Source organism: Planococcus glaciei (assembly GCF_900099655.1).
Lineage (GTDB): Bacteria > Bacillota > Bacilli > Bacillales_A > Planococcaceae > Planococcus > Planococcus glaciei.
Genome location: NZ_FNDC01000009.1, coordinates 15,125 through 41,512, shown reverse-complemented (window position 1 = coordinate 41,512; position 26,388 = coordinate 15,125). Strand labels below are relative to the sequence as shown.

Annotated in this window: 17 protein-coding genes; 14 read left to right on the top strand and 3 right to left on the bottom strand. The window is 46.1% G+C overall.

Annotated features, from left to right (window positions below; genetic code table 11):
- Positions 1-71 precede the first annotated feature (71 nt).
- On the top strand, positions 72-3,767 hold the full coding sequence (locus tag BLQ32_RS11735) for a S8 family serine peptidase (protein WP_244890353.1): 3,696 nt from the start codon (positions 72-74) through the stop codon (positions 3,765-3,767).
- Between the two features lie 198 nt (positions 3,768-3,965).
- Positions 3,966-7,019: a S8 family serine peptidase gene (locus BLQ32_RS11730; RefSeq protein WP_074510472.1), complete on the top strand. Its 3,054-nt coding sequence runs from the start codon at positions 3,966-3,968 to the stop codon at positions 7,017-7,019.
- 58 nt (positions 7,020-7,077) lie between these two features.
- On the opposite strand, the gene BLQ32_RS11725 is transcribed toward BLQ32_RS11730, so the two are convergent.
- The gene (locus BLQ32_RS11725; RefSeq protein WP_074510471.1) at positions 7,078-9,747 is read right to left on the bottom strand and encodes a CDP-glycerol glycerophosphotransferase family protein; all 2,670 of its coding nucleotides are present in this window, start codon (positions 9,745-9,747) and stop codon (positions 7,078-7,080) included.
- Positions 9,748-9,939: 192 nt separating this feature from the next.
- On the opposite strand from BLQ32_RS11725, the gene BLQ32_RS11720 reads away from it, so the two are divergent.
- Both BLQ32_RS11720 and BLQ32_RS11715 read left to right on the top strand, forming a co-directional pair.
- On the top strand, positions 9,940-11,040 hold the full coding sequence (locus BLQ32_RS11720; RefSeq protein ID WP_074510470.1) for an acyltransferase family protein: 1,101 nt from the start codon (positions 9,940-9,942) through the stop codon (positions 11,038-11,040).
- Positions 11,041-11,192: 152 nt separating this feature from the next.
- Entirely contained in the window at positions 11,193-13,154 is a 1,962-nt protein-coding gene (locus tag BLQ32_RS11715) for a bifunctional 2',3'-cyclic-nucleotide 2'-phosphodiesterase/3'-nucleotidase (protein ID WP_244890352.1), read from the top strand.
- A 474-nt stretch (positions 13,155-13,628) separates the two neighbouring features.
- Here the strand turns inward: BLQ32_RS11715 and BLQ32_RS11705 are convergent, their stop codons facing one another.
- Positions 13,629-14,576 (bottom strand): NERD domain-containing protein, encoded by a 948-nt coding sequence (locus tag BLQ32_RS11705; RefSeq protein ID WP_074510468.1) that lies wholly within the window; start codon positions 14,574-14,576, stop codon positions 13,629-13,631.
- A 346-nt stretch (positions 14,577-14,922) separates the two neighbouring features.
- On the opposite strand from BLQ32_RS11705, the gene BLQ32_RS11700 reads away from it, so the two are divergent.
- Positions 14,923-15,867 carry a S1C family serine protease gene (locus BLQ32_RS11700; RefSeq protein ID WP_074510467.1) on the top strand — a complete coding sequence of 315 codons (945 nt, stop codon included), beginning with the start codon at positions 14,923-14,925 and terminating at the stop codon, positions 15,865-15,867.
- Positions 15,868-15,923: 56 nt separating this feature from the next.
- On the opposite strand, the gene BLQ32_RS11695 is transcribed toward BLQ32_RS11700, so the two are convergent.
- A complete protein-coding gene (locus tag BLQ32_RS11695; RefSeq protein WP_074510466.1) occupies positions 15,924-16,796 on the bottom strand; it encodes a hypothetical protein in 873 nt (290 codons plus the stop codon).
- Between the two features lie 375 nt (positions 16,797-17,171).
- Between BLQ32_RS11695 and BLQ32_RS11690 the strand changes: the two genes are divergently transcribed.
- From BLQ32_RS11690 to BLQ32_RS11650, 9 genes are all read left to right on the top strand, one after another.
- Positions 17,172-17,888, top strand: a complete 717-nt coding sequence (locus tag BLQ32_RS11690) for a YveK family protein (protein WP_074510465.1) — start codon at positions 17,172-17,174, stop codon at positions 17,886-17,888.
- A gap of 2 nt (positions 17,889-17,890) precedes the next feature.
- A complete protein-coding gene (locus BLQ32_RS11685) occupies positions 17,891-18,616 on the top strand; it encodes a CpsD/CapB family tyrosine-protein kinase (RefSeq protein WP_074510464.1) in 726 nt (241 codons plus the stop codon).
- A gap of 162 nt (positions 18,617-18,778) precedes the next feature.
- Complete coding sequence (locus BLQ32_RS11680; protein WP_074510463.1) at positions 18,779-19,546, top strand: tyrosine-protein phosphatase; 768 nt, start codon at positions 18,779-18,781, stop codon at positions 19,544-19,546.
- 145 nt (positions 19,547-19,691) lie between these two features.
- Positions 19,692-21,524, top strand: a complete 1,833-nt coding sequence (locus tag BLQ32_RS11675) for a polysaccharide biosynthesis protein (protein ID WP_074510462.1) — start codon at positions 19,692-19,694, stop codon at positions 21,522-21,524.
- 51 nt (positions 21,525-21,575) lie between these two features.
- Entirely contained in the window at positions 21,576-22,157 is a 582-nt protein-coding gene (locus BLQ32_RS11670) for a sugar transferase (protein WP_074510461.1), read from the top strand.
- A 6-nt stretch (positions 22,158-22,163) separates the two neighbouring features.
- Positions 22,164-23,066 carry an NAD-dependent epimerase/dehydratase family protein gene (locus BLQ32_RS11665; RefSeq protein ID WP_074510460.1) on the top strand — a complete coding sequence of 301 codons (903 nt, stop codon included), beginning with the start codon at positions 22,164-22,166 and terminating at the stop codon, positions 23,064-23,066.
- Positions 23,067-24,236, top strand: coding sequence for a glycosyltransferase family 4 protein (locus BLQ32_RS11660; protein ID WP_074510459.1), 1,170 nt, complete (start codon positions 23,067-23,069; stop codon positions 24,234-24,236). It abuts the gene before it with no gap.
- 14 nt (positions 24,237-24,250) lie between these two features.
- On the top strand, positions 24,251-25,276 hold the full coding sequence (locus tag BLQ32_RS11655) for a nucleoside-diphosphate sugar epimerase/dehydratase (RefSeq protein ID WP_074510458.1): 1,026 nt from the start codon (positions 24,251-24,253) through the stop codon (positions 25,274-25,276).
- Positions 25,273-26,385, top strand: a complete 1,113-nt coding sequence (locus tag BLQ32_RS11650; protein WP_074510457.1) for a polysaccharide biosynthesis C-terminal domain-containing protein — start codon at positions 25,273-25,275, stop codon at positions 26,383-26,385. Before BLQ32_RS11655 ends, BLQ32_RS11650 begins: the two co-directional genes overlap by 4 nt.
- Positions 26,386-26,388: the final 3 nt, after the last annotated feature.

Below are 26,388 nucleotides of genomic sequence, written 5' to 3'. Positions count from 1 at the left end.
GGTAAATTAAAGTTATCAATAAATTATGAATTTTCTTTAAATATTACTATTAATTTAAAGGAGGAAAAATCTTGAAGAACCGGCAGGCCTTATTCATGTTTGTGCTGATTGTTGTCCTGGTGTTGGGTTCGATGGCGTTCGGCTCCGCCCAAACCGCCAATCCCCAGAATGCCAGCGTCCCGGATCCCGACAAACCCGCCACCGTCCCGGAAGAACTGTTGAAGCCCGCGCAGCCGAAGAAAGAAGTGCGCATCATCGTGGAACTCGACAAAGCACCGGCCATTGAAAGCGCCACGAAAAAAGGCATTCTGTACAACGAACTGCCGAATGCCACAAAAGACAACCTGGAAGCAGCCGTCGCAGCCAATCAGAAAACTGTAAAAGCCGCTGTCACGAAAGCCGCTCCAACAATCAAATACAAACAAAACTTCACGACCGTCTTTAACGGTTTTTCCGCCATTGTCCCAGCCGGCGCAGTAGAGAAAATCGCTGAGCAAAAAGGTGTCAAAGCGGTTTACGAAGCAACCGAATACCTGCGTCCGGAACCGAAGCCCGAAATGAAGTACTCCAAAGAACTTGTCCAGGCACAAAGGGTCTGGAACGATTACGGCTTTAAAGGCGAAGGGATGGTCGTCGGCGTCATTGATACCGGCATCGACCCGGGCCACAAAGACATGGTCCTGACCGACAACGCCACCGGTGAAATCACCAAAGCGGAAGTGGATGCACTGCGTGCGGACGGTTCGCTGCAAGGCGGAGGGTTCTTCACCGCCAAAGTACCGTTCGGCTTCAACTATTTCGACGCCAATAACGAAATCCGCGACCTTGGCCCGAATGCATCGATGCACGGCATGCACGTCGCCGGAACCGTCGGCGCCAATGGCAATGAAGAAAACGGGGGCATCCGCGGCGTCGCACCCGAAACGCAGTTGCTCGCTCTGAAAGTATTCGGCAACGATCCGTCCTATAACTCGACATACGGCGACATTTACATCAAAGCGATGGACGATGCCATCAAACTCGGAGCCGACGTCATCAATATGTCGCTCGGTGCGACAGCCGGTTTCGTTGATTCGACCGATCCCGAGCAGCAGGCAGTGGAACGCGCCACCAATAACGGCATACTCGTTTCCATTTCTGCCGGGAATTCGAACCTGTTCGGCTCGGGGCATTTCAATCCATTTGCAGAAAACCCGGACTACGGACTGACCGGATCCCCGAGCGTGTCGCCGGATTCACTCGGCGTGGCATCGTTTGAAAACGATGTCATCACTGCCCAAAGCTTCGCCTACCGCATTGCAAACGGGGAAGCAGAGCGCGGCATTTATTTCCTGGGAAATAACGCCGATCCGGTCGATTTGCCGCAGGACACGTATCCGGTGATGGATGCCGGACTTGGGACGCCTGCCGACTTTGCAGGAAAAGACTTTAGCGGCAAAGTGGCGCTCGTCGCCAGGGGCACAATCCCGTTCACCGAGAAAGGCTTGAATGCTCAAAAAGCGGGGGCGGTCGCCGTCATCATCTACAACAACACGACCGGCACCGTTTCGATGCTAAGCGATCCGGCGATCACCATTCCATACATGTCGACGCTGCAATCGGTCGGGCTGGCCATGAAAGCAGGGCTTGATGCCAACCAGCCGGTAACGGTGACCTTTGACGGCCAGTATTTCGATGCACCGAGCGAAACCGCCGGCAAAATGAGCGCGTTCACGTCTTGGGGACCGACGCCGAACCTCGATTTCAAACCGGAAATCACAGCGCCCGGCGGCAACATCTTCTCAACGCTCAACGATGACAAGTACGGCTTGATGAGCGGTACGTCGATGGCCGCGCCGCATGTCTCCGGCGGAGCAGCCTTGCTGTTTGAACGCATTAAAGAGTTGAATCTTAGCGGCCGCGACCGCGTCGACTATGCGAAAAACCTGATGACGAATACGGCGAACCCCGTTGTATTCAAAGAAGGCCAGTTCGTATCGCCGCGCCGCCAAGGAGCAGGGCTGATGCAGCTGCACGATGCACTCTCCACTCGCATTATGGTGACGAATAAAATCACCGGCCTTGGAACGGTAGCTCTCAAAGAAATCAGCAACGACCAATTTACGATGACTTTGACCGCCGACAATTTATCCGGCCAGGCAGCCGAATTCCAAGTGGCCATAAACGTCCAAGTGGATGCCGTGAGCAATGCCAACGGCAAAGTCGTCACTTCGCCGAATGACACGGGTTCACTTAATATCACAGCAGACGCCGACATCACCGCACCAGAAACGGTCACCGTACCGGCGAACGGCAGCGTCGACATCCCGATAAGCGTCAATATCTTAGGAGCGGCGGAACAGCTCGAGAGCAATTTCCCGAACGGCTATTTTGTCGACGGCTTCGTGACCTTGACCGATGATGCGGAAGACGTCACGGGCAACACGATGCTCGCCGTGCCGTACTTCGGCTTTAACGGCGAATGGGACGATGCGCCGATCTTTGACCGCTTCGCCTGGGACCCGAATACGTTTTACGGGCGCACACTGCTCGTTGACCCGGCCGGCAACATCCTGAACGGCAACAGCCATTCAACCGGCTACCAGCCGGAGCGCTTCGCCTTTTCACCGAACGGGGACGGCGTACAGGATGCCGTCATTCCGGTATTCTCACTGCTCCGGAACGCCAAGCAATTGGAAGTGAACATCTTGAATGAAGCGGGAGAAAAACTGCGGACCATCCGAACCGACCAGGAACTGTCGAAAAACTTCTCGGCAACGGCACCGAATACGCCTTATATCTTGAATCCGGCTTACGCCTGGGACGGCAACATCTTAGGCAAACGGGCAGCGGACGGCAAATACCGCATCCAGCTGCGCGCTGTCATTGATTACGATGGGGCGGAATGGCAAGCAGTCGATTTCCCGATCATCGTCGACACCGTAAAACCGGCCGCAAAAGCAACATTCAACGCGGAAACAAAAACGGTGCAAGTCGCGAGCTTTACCGACAATACGGCTGCGGACCGCTGGGAAGTGTTCTTGAACGGCACCGAACTGACCGAAAATACCGCGACGCCGGAAAACGAATCGCTGGCACCAAGCACGACAAGCTACACCGTCACCGCTGCACTGAAAGCTAGCGACAAACTGACCGCCGTGTTCTACGACGTCGCAGGCAATAAAACCGAAGTGGCGCTCGCCGTAACGGCAACGCCGGCTCCGGTAGCCGATGAAACCGAACCGGTCATCTTCATCGATACGCCAGCCGTCCTGTCGGTCCATAAAACGAAACCCGTTGAAGTGACCGGGCGCGTGGAAGACGCCTCCAAAGTCACATCGCTCACCGTCAACGGACAAACGCCGAGAGAATTCAACGGCTCGGTGTTCAAACACACCGTGACGCTCGATGACGGCTCACGCTACATCACCGTGAAAGCCGTTGATGCAGCCGGCAACGATTTGGAAATCCGCCGGCAAATCTTTGTCGATACGGTGGGAGCGAGCATTGAGCTCATTGATGTGCCGACAAGCATTCCGGCCGGAACCGGTGAAGCGGAAATCACGTTCCGGGTGAAAGACAATTTCGACCAGATCCGGGTCTACTTGATCGACAGCGAAATCTACTACCATCCGTTGAGCCGGAACGATATGGTGGCGTTTGATGAAACAATCACCGAAACGATCCAGGTCCCGAACAACGGCGCCAATAAATTTACGCTTGTCGTGGAAGATATTGCCGGCCACCGGACGCCGGTCAACTTCACGATTACGAAACAAGCACCGTAAATTAACCGGGCGGAGAAAAGACTCTTTTCTCCGCTTTTTTATTTCTTCGAATAAAGCCATCGCACCTGCCATCAACTTTCCTGACAAATATGGTAATTATTTATCAAAAGGACGTCCATTAACAAAAAAACGTGCTAAAATCTAACTATCTGATATTTCAGATACCTACATAACGCAACCCGAAGGAGGACGTTGATTTTGGAGAAACAGACGTTTTGGAAAGTTTTCAGCCCGCTGCTCGCATTTGTCCTAGTATTGTCCCTGTTATTCCCGTTCCCGGCTTCCACACAAGCGAAAGACACCAGCCCCTTCAAACCGGCACAAAATGAAAGCCAGTTCCAAATCCGCTCGGCAATCGCCGAACAGACGAAACTGCTGCAGGGAGGGCCGAAGCTCCATAAAGACTTGGAAGGCTTGCCGGCTGATAAAACCGTCAGCGTCATCGTCCATTTGTCGGAGCGCCCTGTTGCTCTTGAGCAGGGAGTCCAGGCGGCACAAGGCAAAGGCTTTTCCGCCGCACAAGTAGGGGAAGCGAAAGCGGCGGTCGTCGCCCAGCAGGCGTCCGTAAAGGGAGCCATCCAGGCGCAAAAGCTGTCCGTCACCCAGGGCTTTTCCTACAACACTGTCCTGAACGGCTTTTCGGCGACGGTGAAAGCAGGCGAGCTGAAAAAGCTGCTCGCGATTCAAGGCGTTACGTTGATCGAACCGGACATCCACATCGACAGCATTCCGGAAGTGCCGAAACAGCTTGCCGCCACTGCCGCGTTTAAGTCGAGCTCATCGTTCCTCGGTGTCGACAAACTGTGGGCAGAAGGGCTTGACGGCAAAGGCATCAAAATCGCGGTGCTCGATACGGGCATCGACCCGGACCATCCGGAATTCAAAGGCATCTACAAAGGCGGCCGCAACTTTGTGCCGCATTCGTCGAAGTACGCAAAACCGCGGGCCAAAGACGACGCTTCTGAAACAAAGCCGTCTGAACGCCCGAAAACCACCCCGGAGAAAAATGAAGTCGGCATGCCGTTCGCGACAACGCACGGCACACACGTCTCCGGCATCATTGCCGCAACCGGCGCCAACGATTTCGGCTTTAAAGGCATCGCGCCGAAAGTCGATTTGTACGCGTACCGGGTGCTCGGCGCCTATACCGGCGGTGAATTCTCAAGCATCCTCGCCGGCATTGAAGAAGCGGTCATCCAGGACATGGACATCATCAACTTGTCGCTCGGTGCATTTAACGCTTCCGAAGCAGACGCCATGGCGTTCGCACTGAACAACGCCATGCTCGGCGGCACGATTGCCGTATCCGCAGCCGGCAACAACGGCTTGTTCCGCGGTTCAATCGGCACACCGGCTACGTCGCGCCTCGGCATCGCCGTCGGGAATTCAACCTTGCCGGAAATGCATTACAGCGGCACCATCAACGCCGCCGTCGGCAAGCACAAACTGGCGAAAGCCCACAACCTGATGGCGACAACGTTGAAACAAGACCCGGCCGCACAGTTGAAAGGCACATTTGAACTCGCAGCCGTTCCGGGAGCCGGCGCGACCGCGGACTACAAAGGGCTGAGCGTCAAAGGGAAAGTCGTCGTCGTGGCGCGCGGTGAAATACCGTTCCCCGATAAGATCAAAGCCGCCAAAGAACAAGGCGCGAAAGCGGTATTGATCCACAACATCCGAAACGCTTTTGAAGGCGAAGGGCCGATGGGCATCTACTTCGGCGATTCGTTCGACTTTATCCCGGCGTTCGATTTGTCCCGTGCGGACGGCGAAGCGCTGCGACTGGCACTCGCCAAGGAAAAAGGAACGGTCACATTCAGCAATATCAAAACAACGACCACAGCAGGCGACGCCATAGCCGAAAGCAGTTCGAGCGGCCCGTCGACGCCGAACTTCGACATTAAGCCGGACGTCGTGGCGCCCGGCATGAACATCCTGTCGGCAAAACCGATGTACAAAACCGATTTCCCAAATGCTGACTACAAAGAAGCCTACTTCCGGGAATCCGGCACGTCGATGTCTGCGCCGCACATTGCCGGCATCGCAGCCTTGATCAAACAAGCGCATCCAAACTGGACACCGTTTGACATCAAAGTGGCGCTGGCGAACTCGGCGAAAGTGCTTGATCCGGCAAAATACGATGTCTTTGCACAAGGTGCGGGACGCGTCCAGGCTTACGGCGCAGCGCATCCGGCAGCCCTTGCCTATTCCCAGGACAAAGCTGTGCAGAACCAAAGCGGTACCCAAGTGGACAACACGAAAGGCTCCGTGACATTCGGTCCGCAGCCCATCAAACAAAAGAACATCTCCGCCACCAAGAAAATCCTGGTGAAAGACATTACCGGAAAAGGCGGCAACTACAAAGTGGCGATCGATGTGAAGAAAAAAGCGGGGAACGCCAAACTCACGGTCGACAAGTCCACATTTACCTTGTCCAAACAGCAGGAGCTGAAACTTACGTTAACTGCTTCAAAGAATGCCAATGCGGCTTATGGCGATGAAATCATCGGATGGATCCGCATCTCAAACGGCACAACGACGATGTCCTTGCCATTCGCAGCAGACTTGAGCGGCGAATTCCTGACCGAACTCCAGACGCCCGAAATGACGGGGATGGATCTGTCGTTCGACGGCGACGGCTTTAACGACAAAGCAGAGTACACGTTCAACTTGACCGGTGCCCTGGCGAAAAATTCGCTCGAAATCTGGGACATCATGAACCCGAGAAGCGGCGGCTTTGAAGACGGCTATATCGGCTATATCCATTCCGCCGATTCCTTGAAAGCCGGCAAAGTGAAAATCCCGATCACCGGCAAATACCGGCCGTGGACCGGCGCACCGGAAACGACCATTCCGGATGGCATGTACTCGTTCGACTTCCTGGGCATCCCGGCTTCCGCCAGCCCGCCGTTTGTCGGCGCCAATGTGTTCCCAGTATTCGTCAAATCGACCGACCCGGTAATCACCGCAGCCCGCAATGGCAATCAACTCAGCGGCAAAGTGGAAGACAAATACCTCGCCTACAACACCGAGCTCACAAAATACGGCCTGCAGTTTGACCTCAACGCCAAACTGAATGCGTCGTACGTCGTGACCCGCAGCGATGGGGAGCAGGAAGCCGTGCCGTTCGGCCTGGAACAAGACGGAAAATTCAACGTTGAACTGGAAAACTTCAACGCCGAAACCGATTCCTTAACCATCATCGTCACCGACGCCGCCGGCAACAAAGGCGAAGCGGCGATCCAGCCGTAAAAGCAAACCCAAAAAAACAGCGCCTGCTCATCCGTTAGGGAAAAGCAGACGCTGTTTTTTATTTTGCAGATAGTTCGACAGGAACTTCGAGCAATTTCTGGACTTCGTTGAAAATGCGCTGGCAATTGTTTTGATCGGTATATTTGATGATGCCGGTAATGTCGTATTCAAAATCCGCAAAATTGTTTTTAATGCGGTCTTCGATAATCGACACCAATTCTTCTTCATAGGTACCAATGCCGCCGATGAACGTTTCTTCCACCGGACGCAGAATGCCTTTACGGAAAAAGCGGTCGACGTCAAAGTGATAATAGACAACCGGTTTGCCGAGCAAAGTAAAGTCAAAGCTGACGCTGCTGTAATCCGTGATCAACAAAGCATGGTCAATCAGCAATTGCTGTACCGTCTGCGAACCGAGCGGAATGAACTTGATGTTTGGGTGAAGTTGTTCTACCTCGTTCTCGAAATAGTTCTGAGCCCGGTAATGCGGATAGAAATTCAAGTTGACGTTGTATTCTTCGAGTAAGCCTAACAGCTTTTCGTTTTGGATCAAGTTGGAATAAGCAAGGAAATACTCGCTTTTCAGGAACTGCTCATCGGTGTTGATCCAGTCGCGCCAAGTCGGCATAAGCAGAATGTCTTTCGGTTTGTTCCGCTGTACAAGGTTGTCGAAACGGGCCAGGCCGGTAGCGACGACTTCTTCATCGGAATAGCCCATTTCATCCATGACAATGACCTGCTTTTCAGGATCGCTAGAGACGATAAACAAATCAAACGGCATATCGTAGTTCTTTTTATGGTATTCCACATTTTTGCGGCCCAATACCCCGTGCTGCAGGAAGACCTTCACCGTATGCTCGTAGCCGAAAAATCCTTTTGCCGGCTTGTAAGGGAGAAGGTTCTCAAGGTCGTGTGTGCCAAGCAGCACTTTCGCTTTAAAGGCGATTGCAAAATGCTTGGGTGATCCGAAGATCAGGACATTCGGATTGTGCCTGATCGCTTCGTAATCAGGCGAATCTTCCTCAATGACGTAATACGCCTCGATATCGGTATGCTGCTGCAGCCATTTAAAGAAGACAATGCCGTTGTCCTGAGCCGTATTCGTCCGTTCCCCCACGAGCCAGATGTTCGGATCTTTTAGCTCCGGATTTGCCGGCAGCTCGATATGGTTCTGGATGGTGAACGACTCGATTTTGACGTTATTGAAAGGCGTTGTGGTAATCATGAAATGGTGTTCATTGTTTTCAGCGTCATGGATTTTTTTATGGCTGTAGAAATTGTCTTTTTTGTAGCGGGCGCGTGAATACCGGATTTTCTCTTTCCGGATAACGGCGCCTTCCGCGTTTTCAATGACGACGAAAAGGTCGAGTACGGTTTTGTCCTTGCTCTTGATGCTCAGCAAATCCAAAGCGTTCAAATCGATGTGGAATTCGCCGGAGATCGGCACTTGCAGCGATTCAAGCGACCAGCGGTCTTCGATCAGCAAATAAGCGGTCGAGCCGATAAATTCTTCTACCGAACCAATGACGCCGTTAATCTGGAAGTCTTCGACCGAACGGATGGATTTTTTCAATTTGGCGGGCGTCAATGCCAGACCAAGCGATAAATCTTTCCGGCGGTAGAATTTCATTTTAACGAACTGCGAATTTGAGACGATTTTGTAATGCGTTTGGAAAGACTCGAGCAGTTGGCGCTCAATGCTGAAACGGAACACTTTCGGCGTGTCGCTTTGCTCAATGACAAAAAATCGTTTCGCAAACAGATTTTCAAGCATGTCGTCAGCGGAGACCTCTGTTTCGAACGAATTGTGCTGCCGGGTTAAATCGTAAATTTTGACAAGTCCGCTTTTTGGTTCATCAAACAACAAGGAGTAGCTGATGCCAGGTTTCGCGCTGTTCGACGAAAACGTAAAGCGGAACAAGCGATTCTCCGCTTCTTTAATGGAAAGCGAATCCATTTCAAGTGCATGCGGCACGAATTCCAAGTAGAACTTTGAGCGGCGCTCCAGTACCGTGACCACGTGGTGGTACGATTCAAAACTATGGGCAGCACCTTCAGCGAGCACCAATGGATAAAGCTTATTGTCGATGCTGACAAACAAGCGCCACAAACCGGCAGCCAGTTCCCGGAAATCATGAATGGTGGCAGTCTTTTTGTTTTGGTCCAGTTGGCCGGTGATGATCCGGAACTGGCGATTGTTGAAAGCGTAAAATTCCACTTCTTTTTCAGTGAAGATTTCCGGCTCATCAAAAGTCAGTTTCAAAGTTTCGTATTGAGTAGAAAGAACCGACGCGCCAATGGATTTTTCCATGAAGAAAAAGTCAGCGAAGCGGTTGGTGATTGAAATGTTTTTTTTGATATGGGTCGTCAAGTATTTATTGTTTACTAAAATTGTTTCCTGGAAATCGCCGTCTTTATAAGAAGGGTGTTTCGTAATCCAGGCAGTCTGGCCATTGATAGTAAGTTTGATGGTTGCCTTCGCTCCAATAGCAGTGAGTATATGCAAAGGAATCATTACTGTGAGATAATTGTTCTGGACCATTTGAAAAGGGACGTCGTAGCTGTCTTCGCCGATATGGCACTCAACTTTGATTTGCCGTCTCAACGCAAAAAAATTGGACAGCTGAAAGTGGAAAATCAGGTCTTGTCCTTTAAATTCATGTTTTTTAACTTCTACCCGTTTCACGAGCATTCTTTTTAACTTGTTGGAAAATCTTTTGATTATCATGGATTATTCAATCTCCTGCACTTTTTTTCATCGCAACTATTAATTCTAACACGCTGGCAAGTCCTGTCAATAAAAGAAAGGATGGACATCAGCGCAAAGAAATCTTATACTTTAATAATGTTGTAAATCATCTTTTTTTACAAATATTATCCATTAAAATTTTGAATCAAACCTATATATTGGAGAATCGACATGAAAAACTTAAATGAAATCAACATCATCCGGGCACTGATGTGCATTTCCATCGTCCTGACCCATTCCATCTCAAATTATTTCCGGAATGTGGAGGCTGACTCTGTGGCTTATGAACAGTACCAGATTTATATCCGCTTTGCGTTATTGTGTTCCACACCGATTTTTATTCTGTTATCGGAGACATTGATTTCGAAAAACTACCCTGGCAAACTGAAAAAAGGGTTTTGGGGAAAACGGTTTGCATTCATCCTGCTGCCATATATTTTAATAGGGTTGGTTGTGAGTTACAAGTCTTCCCATAATGACTGGTCAGCGTTCTTGGAAGTTGCATATAATAAAATTGTTTTAGGTGAATGGTATGGCTTTTTTGTCCTCGTCATCTTCCAGTTCTACTTCCTGCACTGGCTGATCGGCGGGTTTCTGGCACGTATAAAGCCGGCCATTCCGATTGTCCTTTCGTTTATCCTTTCATTCGCGCATATCTACGGCTATGTACATAATGAAACTTACCAAAGCTTCATCATCGAACAATATCCGTTCTGGTACAAAACACATATTTTGTTTTGGCTGTTTTATTTCATCACCGCTTTCTACATTGGCCAGTACTACGAACAGCTGGTCAGCTTCCTGACTGCGAGAATCTGGCTGCCGACTTTGACCACAGTGTTGTCATTTGCACTGGTCATGTATAATTACAAAGTGCTGGAATATACACGGCTTTCAAGCGAAAGGTATGACATGCTCCTTTATGCGGTCAGCATCTTCTTCCTGCTTGTTGCCTTAATCCGCAAATTCAATCTGAACAGCCAAGCGCTGGTGATGATCAGCAATTTCTCGTTTTTCATCTATTTGACTCATATGATCTTTTTGCCGTATTTCGTGAAGTTCGCCATTGGCTTCGGGGAAAATTTCTTCGTCTATATCGCCATTATCGCGTTTTTGACCGTTTCGGCATGCATTGGTGTAGCTTTCCTGTTCTACCAGAACCGGATTACTCGCTTATTCACAGGAAAAATCAAATACCTGGAACCCGTGCGCCAGCCGCAGGCACCAAATACGCAGCTATTGCGAGAGGAAAGCAATTTAAAATATGAATAACAGAAATGGTTAAAAAGACAGGGAATTACCCCTGTCTTTTTTATCATTTAAACAGATTTTGAAAAATTAAGAATGTAATCGCCTTCAATTCTTTCCGTATCCGAAGTATAATGAAAAAGTTCGACGATTCGAAAATCAGAGGAGATGGAACGATGACCATTTACAATAAAGCGGCAATGACTTTGGCAGCTCTTGTGTTGACAGCAAGCAGCTTGTCGGCACTGCCGGCCCAAGCAGCAAACGACACAAGCGCCAAAGCAGTGCAGCAAAACAAAGGACAGGAAAAGAAAGAAGTATCGCTCCGCATTCTCGGAACTTCCGACCTGCACACGAACTTTGTCAACTACGATTATTACCAAGATAAAGTTTCCAACAGCTTAGGTCTGGCTAAAACAGGCGTCCTCATTGAACAGGCCCGCAAAGAAAACCAAAACACGTTATTGTTCGACAACGGCGACTTGATCCAAGGAACGCCGCTTGGCAGCTATTCAGCAAACGTTGATCCGCTTGAAGACGGCGAAAAGCACCCGGCATACGCAGCACTTGAAGCATTGAACTTTGACGGCACAACTTTAGGGAACCACGAATTCAACTACGGCCTCGACTATTTGGACGAAGTGATGGACGATGCTGAATTCCCGGTCCTGAACGCCAACGTCTACGACGCGAAAACAAAGAAAAACCGCTTCACGCCGTATGAAATCATCGACAAAGAAGTTGTTGACGGCCGCGGCAAACGAGTGACGGTCCAAGTCGGTGTCATCGGAGTTGTTGCTCCGCACATCATGAAATGGGACCGCGCGAACCTGGAAGGCAAAGTCTATGCAGAAGATGCAGTCCAGACCGTAGAAAAATTCCTGCCGAAAATGGAAAAAGACGGCGCTGACATCGTGGTCGTTCTTTCACACTCCGGTATGGGAGACGCAGTACACGAAGTCGGGGAAGAAGACATCACGTATCAATTGACGAAATTGAAAGGCGTCGATGCCATTATCACGGGGCATAACCATCAAACTTTCCCTGGCAAATACAAAGATTTGCCAGACGTCAACACGGAACAAGGGACAATTAATGGCACACCAGTTGTGATGCCAGGAAAATTCGGCAGCCACTTGGGCGTCATCGACCTTCAGCTGGCGCCGCATGGCCAGGACTGGAACGTCATCAAAGAAAAAGCAGCACTTCGCGAAATCAACAAAACAACAAACGAAGTCTCTGAAGAAGTCGTCGAAGCCGTAAAAGAAGCACACGAAGCGACAATCGAATATGTCCGCCAGCCGGTCGCTGAAACGACTGCTCCGATCAACTCGTACTTCTCGCTTGTGAAAGACGATCCATCTGTCCAAATCGTCAATAATGCCCAAACTTGGTACGTAAAAAATAAAGTAGCCGGCACCGCAAACGCTGACCTGCCGCTCCTGTCAGCAGCCGCTCCGTTCAAAGCGGGCACGCGCGACGACAGCAGCTACTACACGAATATCGCTAAAGGCACCGTGGCAATCAAAAACGTCGCTGACTTGTATGTCTTTGACAACACCGTATTCGCCTTGAAAATGAAAGGCGCCGACGTAAAAGAATGGCTGGAAATGTCTGCAGGGCAGTTCCTGCAAGTAGATCCATCCGCAACCGGTGAACAGCCATTGATCGATACTGAGTACCGCACGTACAATTTTGACGTCATCGACGGCGTCGAATACGAAATCGACGTAACACAGCCAGCGAAATACGACAATGACGGCAAACTGGTTGACGCATCGGCCAGCCGCATCAAAAACTTGACGTTCAACGGCGCACCAATCGATTTGAACCAGGAATTCCTGGTTGCTACAAATAACTACCGTGCAAGCGGCTCGTTCCCAGGCGTAGTCAATGCAACCGAGAAACTCGACTTTGCCTATGAAAACCGCCAAGCGATCATCGATTACATGGTAGAAGAGAAAACCATCAACCCGACAGCTGACGGCAACTGGGATTTCGCACCGGTAACTGCTGATTTGAATGTAACATTCGAATCCTCACCGGATGCGCAAAACCTGATTCCCGCTGACAGCGGCATCACTTACATCGGTGCAAGCACAGGCGGATTCGCCAAATATGGCATCAACTTAAAATAGGACTGGAAAAAAGGCATTTGCTAATGAGCAAATGCCTTTTTCTTATGGATAAACAAAGAGAAGGCAGTAAGAAGGAGGAGAGTGGGAACTCAAGGCAAGTTGGTGGGAACTCGAAGACGAAGAGTGGCAACTCACAGCCCATTGGTGGGAATCCAATCCCAAAAGGTAGCAACCCACTCTTCAAATCCCGCAAAAGACAAAAAAGACCTAATTACAAGCTTTTCGCCCCGGCGAAAAGCGACAAAAGAAAAACCCATAAACCCTTTTCAACTGCTCTCTATGAGAAAGGTAGTAACTCAAGCGCAATTGATGGGAACTCACCCTGAAAAGGTGGCAACCCACTCCCCACTAGTAGAAACTCACACCCAAAAGATAGCAACTCAAAAAAACCCCTATTATATAGTAGAAACTCCTCACAAAATATTCTCCAACCATACAAAAAAGCCAGCTGCACCAGCAGCTGGCCTTTCAATCTCACTCTTTCCAATACACACGTTGAACCGATGCGCCGCGAGAAGCATAGCCCAATTTCTGCAGCAAATACCGTGCTGCATATTTATCCTTCAAACCAAGGAACTCCCGGCATTGGCGATTTGTAATTTCAGGGTCCACAAACTCGAACCAATCATCCAAAGCACGCGAATAGCCGTCCAAAACTACCAACTGACAACGCACACAAAAATGCGTCCGTTCACTTTGCCGCATGCAAGGGGATCCGCACGCATCGCATAGCACGCCAGTTTTCAAATCCTTCAACTCAAACTGATACACATGGGAATAATCCATCTTGGGGAAAGGGGTGTGGCGGTCAATCAGAAGCTGGCCAACCCGCGCCAATTCTTCTAGGGGCATCGGCCGTCCGGTCCGGGAAAGGGAGGAGAAGAACCGGTTCAAGGAGTATCCATAAATCACGGGAATTTCTTTCGGCGCCCGCTCAATCAGCGTCGATGAATAAGGCAGAACGACAGCGGTATAGACCGGCAACGAAACCGATAACCGGCGGAATAAATCCAGCAATTCTTCACGTGCATTCCACGCTTGCGTCACAGGGGAATTAAACCCGAAAAATTTGCCGTCCCGCGTCCTTTGTGTCATATGCAGGCTGTCTTCATCAAACGACAAAGTCCCGGAATAATTCTTCACTTCCAAAATCATAGCAAAATGAGGCGTCAATACCACCGTATCGATCTGGCAAAAGCGATCACTCAACTGCAAATCAGCGATGACAACTGGCGGCTCCTGCCAGCGTATCCGCTTCAGCAGCCGGTCGACATGCTGCTCGCCGCCAAATCCGGCCCTCACTTTATAATGGTCGGAAACCACATCTTCATAACTCAAGTGTTTTTTTGGCAGCCTATACATCAATCGCGGCAAACTCTCCAGCAAGTGAGGAGCCGTCCGTTCCTTTAAAAATTTCAACATCGCATCTCTCCTTTTTTTCAAGTATACCAATCCTGAAAGAGGAAAAGACAGAAAAATAAAAAAACAAATGGATGCTTTTCGCCAACGCGAAAAGCGACAAAACAAGACCTTTTCCAACCCTCCCCAAAGGCTTTCATGAGAGGAGGTTGTAACTCGCGCCCAAAAGGTGGGAACTCACAGCCAGAAGGTTGTAACCCACAGCCCAAAGGGAGGAACTCACGCCCAATTGGTTGCAACTCACCCAAATATCCCCCCCAACCCCACAAAAATTCCCTAAACCCAAAAGACTAGCTTTCACACATTCGGGTATACAAAAACTAACAAATCCGACTAGGGGGTAGCCGCTATGTTCTGTTCCAAATGCGGATGCATGAATAGCATAACGACCAAAAACTGCCTCAACTGCGGCCAGCCACTGGATCGTACCACCCGGATCAAAAAACACAAAAGACGCCAGCGTTTGAATTTCTTTGTCGTCGCCATTCTCTTCCTCGGAACAGGATTCGGCTCTGCCCAGATTTTCCAGCAGCCCACCAAGGAACGACCCGACGCACCCGTCGAAAATACAGTCGCCGCACAGCCTTCAACCAACCCGCCGCTAGAACAAACCGTCACAGAAACCACCACACCGCCACAAGACACCGAAGCTCCAAACGAAGATGGCACCAAACCCAAAACCGACATTATTAAAGACACCCAGCAAAAAGTATTCACCATTAAAACCGATACCGCTTACGGCTCCGGCTTTCTTTTCACTGATACCGGCACCGTTGTCACCAGCGCTCATTTGATCATCGGCACCATCGATGTTTCCGTCCGCACAACCGACGGAGTCGAGAAACCCGGGAAAGTCATCGGCATCTCGGAGACCTTCGACATCGCACTTATCCAAGTCGACGCATTCGCCGGCACCAAACCGCTTGCTGTGGAAACCAATCCAACCGAAATCGGCACAGAAGTCATCGCACTCGGCAGCCCGTCCGGCTTGGAAAATACCGCGGCGATCGGCTATTTAACCGGCACCGACCGCGACTTTGACCACGGCTTCCTGTACAAAGACATGTACCAGATCGATGCCCAGATTGCCCCGGGCTCAAGCGGCGGTCCGCTTATTGACGCGCATAGCGGCAAAGTCATCGGCATCAACGCGCTTCTGTTAAATGAAGGCAACGCCATCGGCTTCTCCATTCCCATGTACTCGATGATGGAACTCCTAAACGGCTGGGCCACCGAACCCATGAGCGAAGGGGAAGTGGAAGACGTCTACGACACCTATGACGGCTTTGGCTAATCAAAAATAAACCAAAAAAGACGCTCCCCGAAAGGGAAGCGTCTTTAAAATGTCTCTTATTTAAGTCCAGCGGCTTTTTTCATCAACGCGTTGCGGCGTTGTTTTTTCGTGTTTTCGTACTCGTTGATCACGGATTTCACGTGAGACTCAGCAAGGCCATTGGCTTTCAAGTCTCTCTTCATCACGCCAACCACGCCGTAGAAAGCAGCATCCATTTGGCCTTCAAGTTTCGAAGCAGCACCTGTGTACTTGTTGTAGTAGTAAGCGTAGTTTGGTGAAGAATCTGCCATGTATTCTTTCTTCGCTACATTGACCAATCCGTCGATTCTTGCGTTCGCCGTATCTTCAAGACGAGTTAACGAAGTTTCGTAACGCGCTTTGATCTCAGAAACGGTTACACGGTCCGTACCGTTGTTCGATCCGTTATTGCCTTTGTTCCCGCCGTTGTTGTTTCCGTTGTTTGAACCATTGTTGCCATTGTTCGAACCGTTGTTGCCGTTATTCCCGTTTGTTGCTTTGCCGTTATTCGAATCGCTTTTTCCGTTGGAAGAGTTCCCGTTAGAAGAAGCGCCTGCAGTTTGGCTGTTTGTAGTAGCAGCAGCGACAGTTTTCACCGATCCGCTGTTATTGGAAGCTGTTGCTGAAGCGTCAGTAGAAGCAGTTGTGCCTTCGGTCTTGTCCGCATCTTTATCTGTTTCTTTATCTTCTTCCTTGTCTTCGTCTTTCTCTTCCGTCACGTTGCCTTCTTCATCGACAACAAGCTTGGAATCATCCGGCAAGTCGACTTCGATTTTCTCTTCTGTCACTTTATCGACGTCTTTATCCGCTGTTTCGTATTCCTTGAATTCGAAAGCGTAAACCAGGTAACCTGCGACAGCCAACAAAACAACCGTCAAACCGAGCGTTATTTGTTTCCAATACTTTTTCACATTACATTCCTCCTGAATAAAATCCTACTTTTTACATTATCATATCTTTATCACATGCAGTACACTGTTTTTGAAGCTTAATAAAAAATTACAAAAGGCAAGGGCGATAGAATGAGTGCTAATACTTTAACCACAATACCATAAAATAGAGCGAAAAGGACTCTTTTTAGTAATATTTTGTAAAAAAACTTTAAAATTCGAACTATAATCCTATCCAGGATATCTTTCAGCACAACCATTACCAGTTAAATTAGCAATTTTGAAATTCTATATGCAATATTACCCAAAAAGTTTTTCCAATAAAAACCTCATCTACCTAATTACTTCATGCTATACTATAAAAAGCAATTTACTGACAAAGGAGCCACTCATCAAATGGAAGAAACCATCTCGCTACAAGAACTGTTCGCTACCCTTAAAAAGAGGTTGGCCTTAATCATCGCCCTGACCGTACTCGCAGTCCTCATCGCCGGAGTGGTTAGCTACAATTTCCTGACGCCGATCTACCAAACCAACACACAAATTCTCGTGAACCAGGAAAAAACGGATGCCTCGCAACTGCTTAACCAAAACATCCAAACCGATCTCCAACTGATCAATACATACAGCGTCATCATCAAGAGCCCAGCTATTCTTGATCAAGTGTCCGAACAGCTCGACTTGGGCCTTTCTGTAGAGCAGCTGATCAATAAAATCACCGTGACCAACGCGGAAAACTCACAAGTCGTCAACGTTTCCGTACAAGATCCAGACCCGGCCATCGCGGTAGACATCGCCAATACCACAGCGGCCGTCTTCCAGGAAGAAATTCAGGAATTGATGAAAGTCGACAACGTCTCAATCTTGTCTCCAGCTGTCGTAAAAGAAAACCCGTCACCGGTCGCACCGAACCCGATGCTGAATATGGCCATCGCCGCTGTCGTCGGCTTGATGCTGGGCGTTGGAATTGCATTCCTATTAGAGTACTTGGACACCAGCCTGAAAAACGAACAGGACATCGAAGACGTTCTCGGCATTCCGCTGCTCGGCGTCATTTCTCCTATTAAAGAAGACACAGCATCTCAAACCGACTCAGATAGAAAGGCGGGGTAAGCATGTTCGCAAAATTAAAGAACCGCAAACAAGAGAAAAGAAGAAAGTTGCAGCAAACCGCCAGAAAACTGGTTGCCCATACCAATCCGCGCTCCTTTGTCGTAGAACAATTCCGTACATTGCGTACGAACATCAACTTCTCGTCGCCTGATGCCGACATCCGTTCAATCGTTGTAACATCCGCTGCGCCTGAAGAGGGGAAATCTACCGCTGCGGCGAACCTTGCTGTCGTATTCGCTCAGGAAGGAAAGAAAGTTTTGCTTGTAGACGGCGATATGCGCAAACCGACAACGCACCATACCTTCCATATGAACAACGTGACAGGTTTATCCAATGTCTTGACTCGCCAAGCGCGGATCGAAGACGCTGTCCGTCCAACAGAAGTTGAGCGCTTAGACCTTCTAACTTGCGGCCCGATTCCCCCTAACCCGGCAGAATTATTAGCTTCCCAGCAGATGAACAATATGCTGGAATCGTTGAAAGGCATGTATGACCTTGTGATCTTCGATGCGCCGTCGGTCCTTTCGGTTGCTGATGGACAGATCCTTGCCAACAAATGCGAAGGCACAATTCTTGTTGTCAACTCCGGCAAAACGGAGAAAGAACAGGCAGCAAAAGCGAAAGAAGCGATTGCGACGTCAAACAGCCGCATCATTGGCGCAGTATTGAACAACTTTGTTCCGCCGAAAGACAGCTACTATTACCAATACTATGGCACCGAAAAGTAAAAAGGTTTTCCCTTTTTGCTTTTTTCTTTGACCGATGCCCGGCCTCACCCCCTCAATATTGCTTCAAAAGAGAAAGTACGGAAAAAGCACCTTGCATCTAAACTATCTAGCGTTTATGAAGACTGGATAGTCGTTTCTGCTTTTTGTAAAGGAGGAAAAACAATGATTGATACCCATTCACACATCTTGGCCGGCATCGACGACGGCGCCGAAACGATGGAAGAAACCAAACAGCTTCTCGATAAAGCCCTGGAAGAAGGCCTGACTGGCATCATCGCAACTCCCCATGCCCACCATCCCAACTTTCCAACCGACGTAGAGAAAACCAAAGCACAACTGACACTCACGAAAGACTATATAAAGGAACAAAACTTGCCGATTCAATTGTACAGCGGCAATGAATGCCGCTTATCCGACAAACTGCCGGAACGGCTGGCAGCAGGGCAAGCCTTGACGCTCGCTGATTCCCGCTATGTGCTTCTTGAACTACCTTCATCCGGCGTGCCGGCTTACACGGTGCCCATCATCCAGCAGCTCATCGCCAGCAATTACGTGCCGATCATCGCCCACGCGGAACGCAATCAAGGCATCATCGAAAAACCGGAACGGCTGGAAGGGCTGCTTCGACACGGTGCAATAGCCCAAGTAACTTCCGGGTCACTCGTTGGCAGCTTCGGCAAAGCAATCCAAAAAACCGCTTTTTCACTCATTGATGCCAACTTGATTCATGTGTACGGCTCAGACGTCCACAATATGTCGAAACGGCCGTTCGCTTTCAAAGAAGGGCTCGCCGTACTGGAGAAAAAGAAGCGGCACGAGATGATTGAAATTCTGCTTTCCAATAACACAAGCATCATTCAAGACAAAACGATGACCATACTGGAACCTTTGAAGATTCAAAAAGGAAAATGGTGGAATTTATTTCTATAGATTTGCAAAAAAAGTATAAAAATGATAATAAAACCCTATCCCTTCCAATTAATAGTATGTTAGAATTAGAACAGAAATTTCCAAAACGTGATTATCTTAGTAGGAAATAAGGAAATAGTAATGTTCAGGAAAGGGCTGACTCGCTTTGTCATTAAAAAACCGGATATCTCTATTAATCCTGGTAGATTCATTTATCGTGTTCTTTTCAATTTTTGTCGGCAATTTCCTGATACAACCGGTAAATAATCCATTTGTGAACAAGGAACTGCTGGTGAGCGCATTGACGATTTTCGTTGCTCACCATGCATTCGCGCTCGCTTATGGTTTATACCGGAAAGTATGGGAATACGCATCAATCGGAGAACTCACATCCATCTTTAAAGCTGTAACATTTTCAATTATTGCTGTAGCAGCTGTTCAAGTACTAATGTATGAAAATGTTTTATTACGTGCTCTTGCTATCACATGGATGTTGCATTTACTGCTAATCGGAGGATCTCGCCTTTCCTGGCGATTGTTCCGAGATATGCTGATGGGCAAGAAACTGCCAGACCAGAAACGAACAATGATTATCGGTGCCGGCCAGGCAGGTACACTTGTTGCAAGACAACTACTGAATAACAAAGACCGTGGGTTAATGCCAGTCGCTTTTGTCGACGATGATGTTAACAAGCAAGGTCTTGAAATTTATGGAATCCGAGTAGTTGGCAGTACAGAAGTCCTCAATGATTTTGTAAAAGACCATCAAATTGAACATATCATCGTAGCAATTCCGTCACTCGGCAAGCAAGAGGCCGCTGAACTTTTATCAAAGGCTGTAGATACGGGAATCCGAACACAGACAATCCCGCTCATTGAAGACATCATGACCGGCAAGCTGTCTGTTACAGATATCAAAGACGTCAAGATTGAAGATTTGCTTGGACGCGATGAAGTGCAGCTCGATATGAATAAAATCAAAGGCCAATTAACCGGCAAGACTGTACTTGTTACCGGTGCTGGCGGTTCAATAGGTTCGGAAATTTCACGCCAGATTGCACGTTTTGGTCCGAAAAAGCTCCTGCTTCTTGGTCATGGTGAAAACTCGATTTACACAATTGACATGGAACTCCGCAAAACGATTGCGCCTGACACGGAACTGGTTCCAATTATTGCAGACGTCCAAGATTATGACCGTATCATGGATGTCATGACCTTGCACCGACCGGACGTCGTCTACCATGCGGCTGCACATAAGCATGTGCCGCTCATGGAAGCTAACCCGACGGAAGCGGTCAAAAACAATATTTATGGCACGAAAAACGTCGCAAATGCAGCACATATTTCCGGAGTAGAAAGTTTTGTCATGATTTCAACAGACAAAGCTGTTAACCCGCCGAACGTCATGGGTGCAAGCAAACGATTTGCTGAAATGATTGTACAAAACTTGGCGAAGCGCAGCGATACGAAATTTGTTGCGGTTCGTTTCGGGAATGTACTGGGCTCTCGTGGTTCGGTCATTCCATTGTTCAAGAAACAAATTGCAGTAGGTGGACCTATTACAGTGACTGATCCGGAAATGACACGTTATTTTATGACCATTCCCGAAGCATCACGCTTGGTAATCCAAGCAGGATCGCTAGCAAGAGGCGGAGAAGTATTCGTCCTTGATATGGGTGAGCCGGTGAAGATAGTTGATCTTGCAAAGAACTTGATTCGTTTGTCTGGATATGCAGAGGATGAAATTGAGATTAAGTATTCAGGCATTCGTCCTGGAGAAAAGCTGTTTGAAGAGCTGTTGAACGAAGATGAAATTCAAAACAAGCAAGTGTTTCCTAAGATTTATATTGGGAAAGCAAATCCAGCTAGTGAAATGGAGTTGCTATATGTGCTGGAAAAGCTACCTGAAATGACCAATGAAGAGATTAAGCATACTTTAGTAGGATTAGCTAATCGAAAGAACGTAGAAGCATCAAAATTATTGGTTGGTAATATGTAGTTTCTTTTTTTATCAATAATTGAAATTACAAAATAGAAAGGGGAACACAATATGTTCTCAGTGGCCAAACGAATTATCGATTTTTCTTTATCTCTAACAACGCTAATCGTATTATCAATCGTTTTGCTGATTGTTTCACTCATAATCAAATTCGAATCTCCCGGACCGGTATTCTTTAAGCAGCGCCGGATTGGTAAAGATAAGAAAGAGTTTGAGATTTTGAAATTCCGAACGATGAAAATAGATGCGCCAAATGATATGCCGACTCATATGCTGGATAAACCCGATTCTTACATTACTAAGATTGGTAAATTTTTGCGAAAGACGAGTTTGGATGAACTTCCTCAATTGTTTAATATTTTAAAAGGTGAAATGAGTTTAATCGGTCCACGCCCTGCGCTTTGGAATCAGGATGATTTAATTGCAGAGCGAGATAAGTACAGAGCGAATGATGTGCTTCCTGGTCTTACTGGTTTAGCGCAAATCAGTGGGCGAGATGAGTTGCCGATTGAAGTAAAGGCTAAAATTGATGGGGAGTATGTTGAGAAGAAGAGTCCTGGTTTAGAGTTTAAGATTTTTCTAAGAACTGTTTTTAGTGTTTTGAAGAGTGACGGGGTTAAAGAAGGTAAATAAAATAAGATGGTGATTAGAGTGTTATACATTACTGGAATAACTGGCCATACAGGAACTTGGCTTTTAAAAAGATTAGTTAAAGAAAAATACCAAGGCCCAATAAGATGCGTTGTTAGACAAGGAAGCAATACTTCTCTAATTGACCAATCAGGGCTCAATATTGAAAAAGTATATGGAGATTTAGATGATTTAGCCTTTTTAAAGGAATCTATGAAGGGTGTAGAGACTATTATTCATATTTCGTGGATTATGCATTCTCCTAAAGTAGTAGAAGCTGCAATTGAAAACGATGTGAAGTGGGCTATCTTAGTACACACTACCGGTCGATTTTCGAAATATAAGAGTGCTTCTGAAGAATATATTAAAATAGAGGATTCTTTATTAGTACTTAAAGATAAAATTAACCTTACTGTTTTAAGACCAACGATGATTTACGGGTCTGCAGCTGATCGAAATATGATTAAATTAATCGATTTTTTAAATCGTTTTAGAGCTTTCCCGTTATTCGGTAAAGGTGAAAACCTAATGCAGCCCGTACACGCAAGGGATTTGGGCAATGCATATTACGACGTATTAATGAATCCCGATGTAACCATGAACAACAATTACAATTTGTCTGGCAAGAATCCAATAACTTATAAAAAGTTAATTGAAACAGTCTCTGCAAAATTGAATAAAAAAACTATACTTATTTCTTTGCCACTTAGATTTTCAGTTGTTTCTGCAAGAATTTATAACAAAATAACATCCAAAGCAATTATCTCTGAAGAGCAGGTATTACGTATGCAAGAAGATAAAGCATTTTCTTATGAAAAAGCAAAAAGAGATTTCGGGTATAATCCGATTGATTTCGAAGAAGGTATTCAGGAAGAAGTACAACTTTACTTAAAAGCTAAAGGAAAGAGATAAATGAAAATTTTATTAGTCTGCCAATACTTTTATCCAGAACGGTTTCGTGTAAATGATATTTGTTTTGAATTAGTAAAACAAGGTCATGAAGTAACAGTTTTGACTGGCTTACCAAATTATCCGGATGGTGTTGTAAAAGAAGAATATAAAAAAGTTCGTTATGAAGAAATTAATGGAGTGAAAGTTTTTAGATCTTGGCTATTAGGTAGAGGTTCTTCTAATAAGACCTTATTTTTAAATTATCTTTCATTTGCTATTTCAGCATCTTTAAAAGCTTTATCTCTAAAAGGAAATTTTGACAAAATAATAGTATATCAACTTTCACCGGTAACGATGGCTATCCCAGCTATTGTAGCTAAGAAGAAATTTAAGATTCCTCTAATCATGTATACTCATGACCTTTGGCCAGAAAGTATTGTTTCAGGTGGAATCACATCTAAAGGTACGATCTATAAGTCAGTAAAAAGATTAAGTAAGAAAATATATAAACAAGCTGATGAAATTTGGCTGAGTTCACAGATGTTTAAATACTATTTCAATGATTACTTGGAAATTGATAAGCAAATGACTCATCTTCCTGTATATGCTGAAGATTTATTCGGCTCAATACCTCAACGAGAAAAAGATGGAGAAATTAACCTTCTATTTGCAGGGAATATTGGAGAAATGCAAAGTGTTGAAACTATTCTGCTGGCAGCTAATGAGTTGAAAGAGCGTAATGATATTGTTTTCCATATAGTAGGGGACGGATCTTCTAAGAAAAGATGCGAAGAACTCAAGAAAGAGTACCATCTTGAAAACGTTAAATTTCACGGAAGCCATCCTCTTGAAGAAATGCCTTATTACTATTCGATTGCAGATGCTTTCTTAATAACTTTAAAAGATAATAAATCAATTTCATACACTCTTCCTAACAAAGTGCAGTCTTATATGGCAGCGGGCAAGCCGATCCTCGGAGCAATTAATGGAGAAACCGCTAAAGTGGTTAATCAAGCAGAATGCGGTTTTATTGTAGAAGCTGAAAATCATTATGCTCTAGCTAAAACAATTGAAAAATTTGTAGATATAAAAAATAAAGAATATTTATATAGAAATTCCAAAGAATTTTACTCGAAAAATTACTCAAAAGAGAATTATTTTATAAATTTAAGTAAAGCCTTAAATAATTAATTGGAGATGGTAATATGTTCGCTAATAAAACTTTGTTGATTACTGGTGGTACAGGTTCTTTCGGGAATGCTGTGCTAAAAAGGTTTTTGGATACAGATATTAAAGAAATTCGTATTTTTTCGAGAGATGAAAAAAAACAAGAAGATATCCGTAAACAATTGAATAATAAAAAAGTGAAATATTATATCGGCGATGTGCGTGATATCAACAGTGTAAATACGGCAATGGTTAACGTGGATTATGTATTCCATGCAGCTGCTTTGAAACAAGTTCCTTCTTGTGAATTCTTTCCAATGGAAGCTGTTAAAACAAATGTAATAGGGACAGAAAATGTTCTTAATTCTGCTATCCAACACAATGTGAAAAATGTAATTTGCCTTTCTACTGATAAAGCGGTGTATCCTATCAATGCTATGGGAATTTCAAAAGCAATGATGGAAAAAGTTACTGTAGCTAAATCTCGTACTGTAAATTTTGAAGATACAACAATTAGCGGCACTCGGTATGGCAACGTAATGGCTTCACGCGGATCAGTTATTCCTCTTTTTATCGAACAGATTAAATCAGGAAAACCTCTTACAATTACTGACCCCGAAATGACACGATACTTAATGTCCTTAGAAGATGCAGTTGAACTAGTTCTATTTGCTTTTAAAAATGCAAACCAAGGCGATATTTTTGTGCAAAAAGCGCCAGCTTCAACAATCGGTGATCTTGCCCAAGCGGTTAAGGAATTATTTAAAGCTAATAATCCTATCGAGGTAATTGGAACTCGTCATGGGGAAAAGCTATATGAAACACTTTTAACTAGAGAAGAAATGGCTGTAGCTACAGATATGGGCGGGTACTACCGTATTCCAGCTGATAACCGTGATCTCAACTACAACAAGTACTTCACTGAAGGGGAAGAAGAGATTTCAGAAGGATGGGAATATAATTCTCATAATACTCACCGCCTATCCATGCAAGAAATTAAAGACTTGTTGCTAACGTTAGAAGTAGTGAAAGAAGAATTAGAAAAAATGGGTGTTACTCAATGACGAAAATTTTAGTTACAGGAGCTTCAGGTTTCGTGGGTAAGAACTTAGTTGCTGAATTAAGAAACCAAGGATACAACGATTTATTTCTATTTAATAGAAGTAATTCAATGGAACAGCTAGAAGAGTTCACTAAGCATTGCGATTTCGTTTTTCATCTAGCGGGTGTGAATCGGCCAGAACATGAAGAGGAATTTATGAAGGGTAATTTGAATTTAACTTCCAAACTAATAGAACTCTTAAAGAAAAATAATAATAGTTCGCCTGTATTGATTACTTCTTCAATCCAAGCCGAAAAAGACAATGCTTATGGAAAAAGTAAAATGGCTGGAGAAAAGTTGTTGTTTAACTATTCTCAAGAGACAGGTGCAGAAGTGCTTGTCTATAGATTGCCAAACTTATTTGGTAAATGGAGTAAGCCAAACTACAATACCGTTGTAGCAACTTATTGTTATAACGTTGCTAGAAATATTGAAATTCAGGTTAATAATCCTGAAGCTCAGTTGAAGTTGGCGTATATAGATGATGTTTTAGAAGAGTTCGTAAAAGCTCTTAAAGAAATGCCTTCAAAAATAGGCGCTTACTGTGAAATTCCAGTAGTACATTCTATCAAACTAGGCGAACTTGCAAGTACTATTAAAGAATTTAAAGAAAGTCGTATAACGCTTGATGTGCCAAACATGAGTAATCCGTTGACTAAAAAGCTTTATAGCACATATTTGAGTTTCTTGCCTCAAGATGATTTTTCCTATGATTTGAAGATGAACATGGATAATAGAGGGTCATTTACTGAGTTCTTGCGTACCCCCGATCGTGGACAAGTATCAGTAAATATTTCCAAGCCAGGTATTACTAAGGGGAATCACTGGCATCATACTAAGAACGAAAAGTTCTTAGTTGTAAGTGGCGAAGGATTAATTAGATTTAGAAATATTGATTCAGATGAAATTATTGAATATCGAGTTAATGGAGAAAAACTACAAGTAGTCGATATTCCTACTGGCTATACTCATTCTATAGTAAATGTAGGAGAAGTAGAGCTCGTAACTATTATGTGGGTAAATGAAAGTTTTGATCCAAACAAACCGGATACGATAATTTTGGAGGTTTAGGAA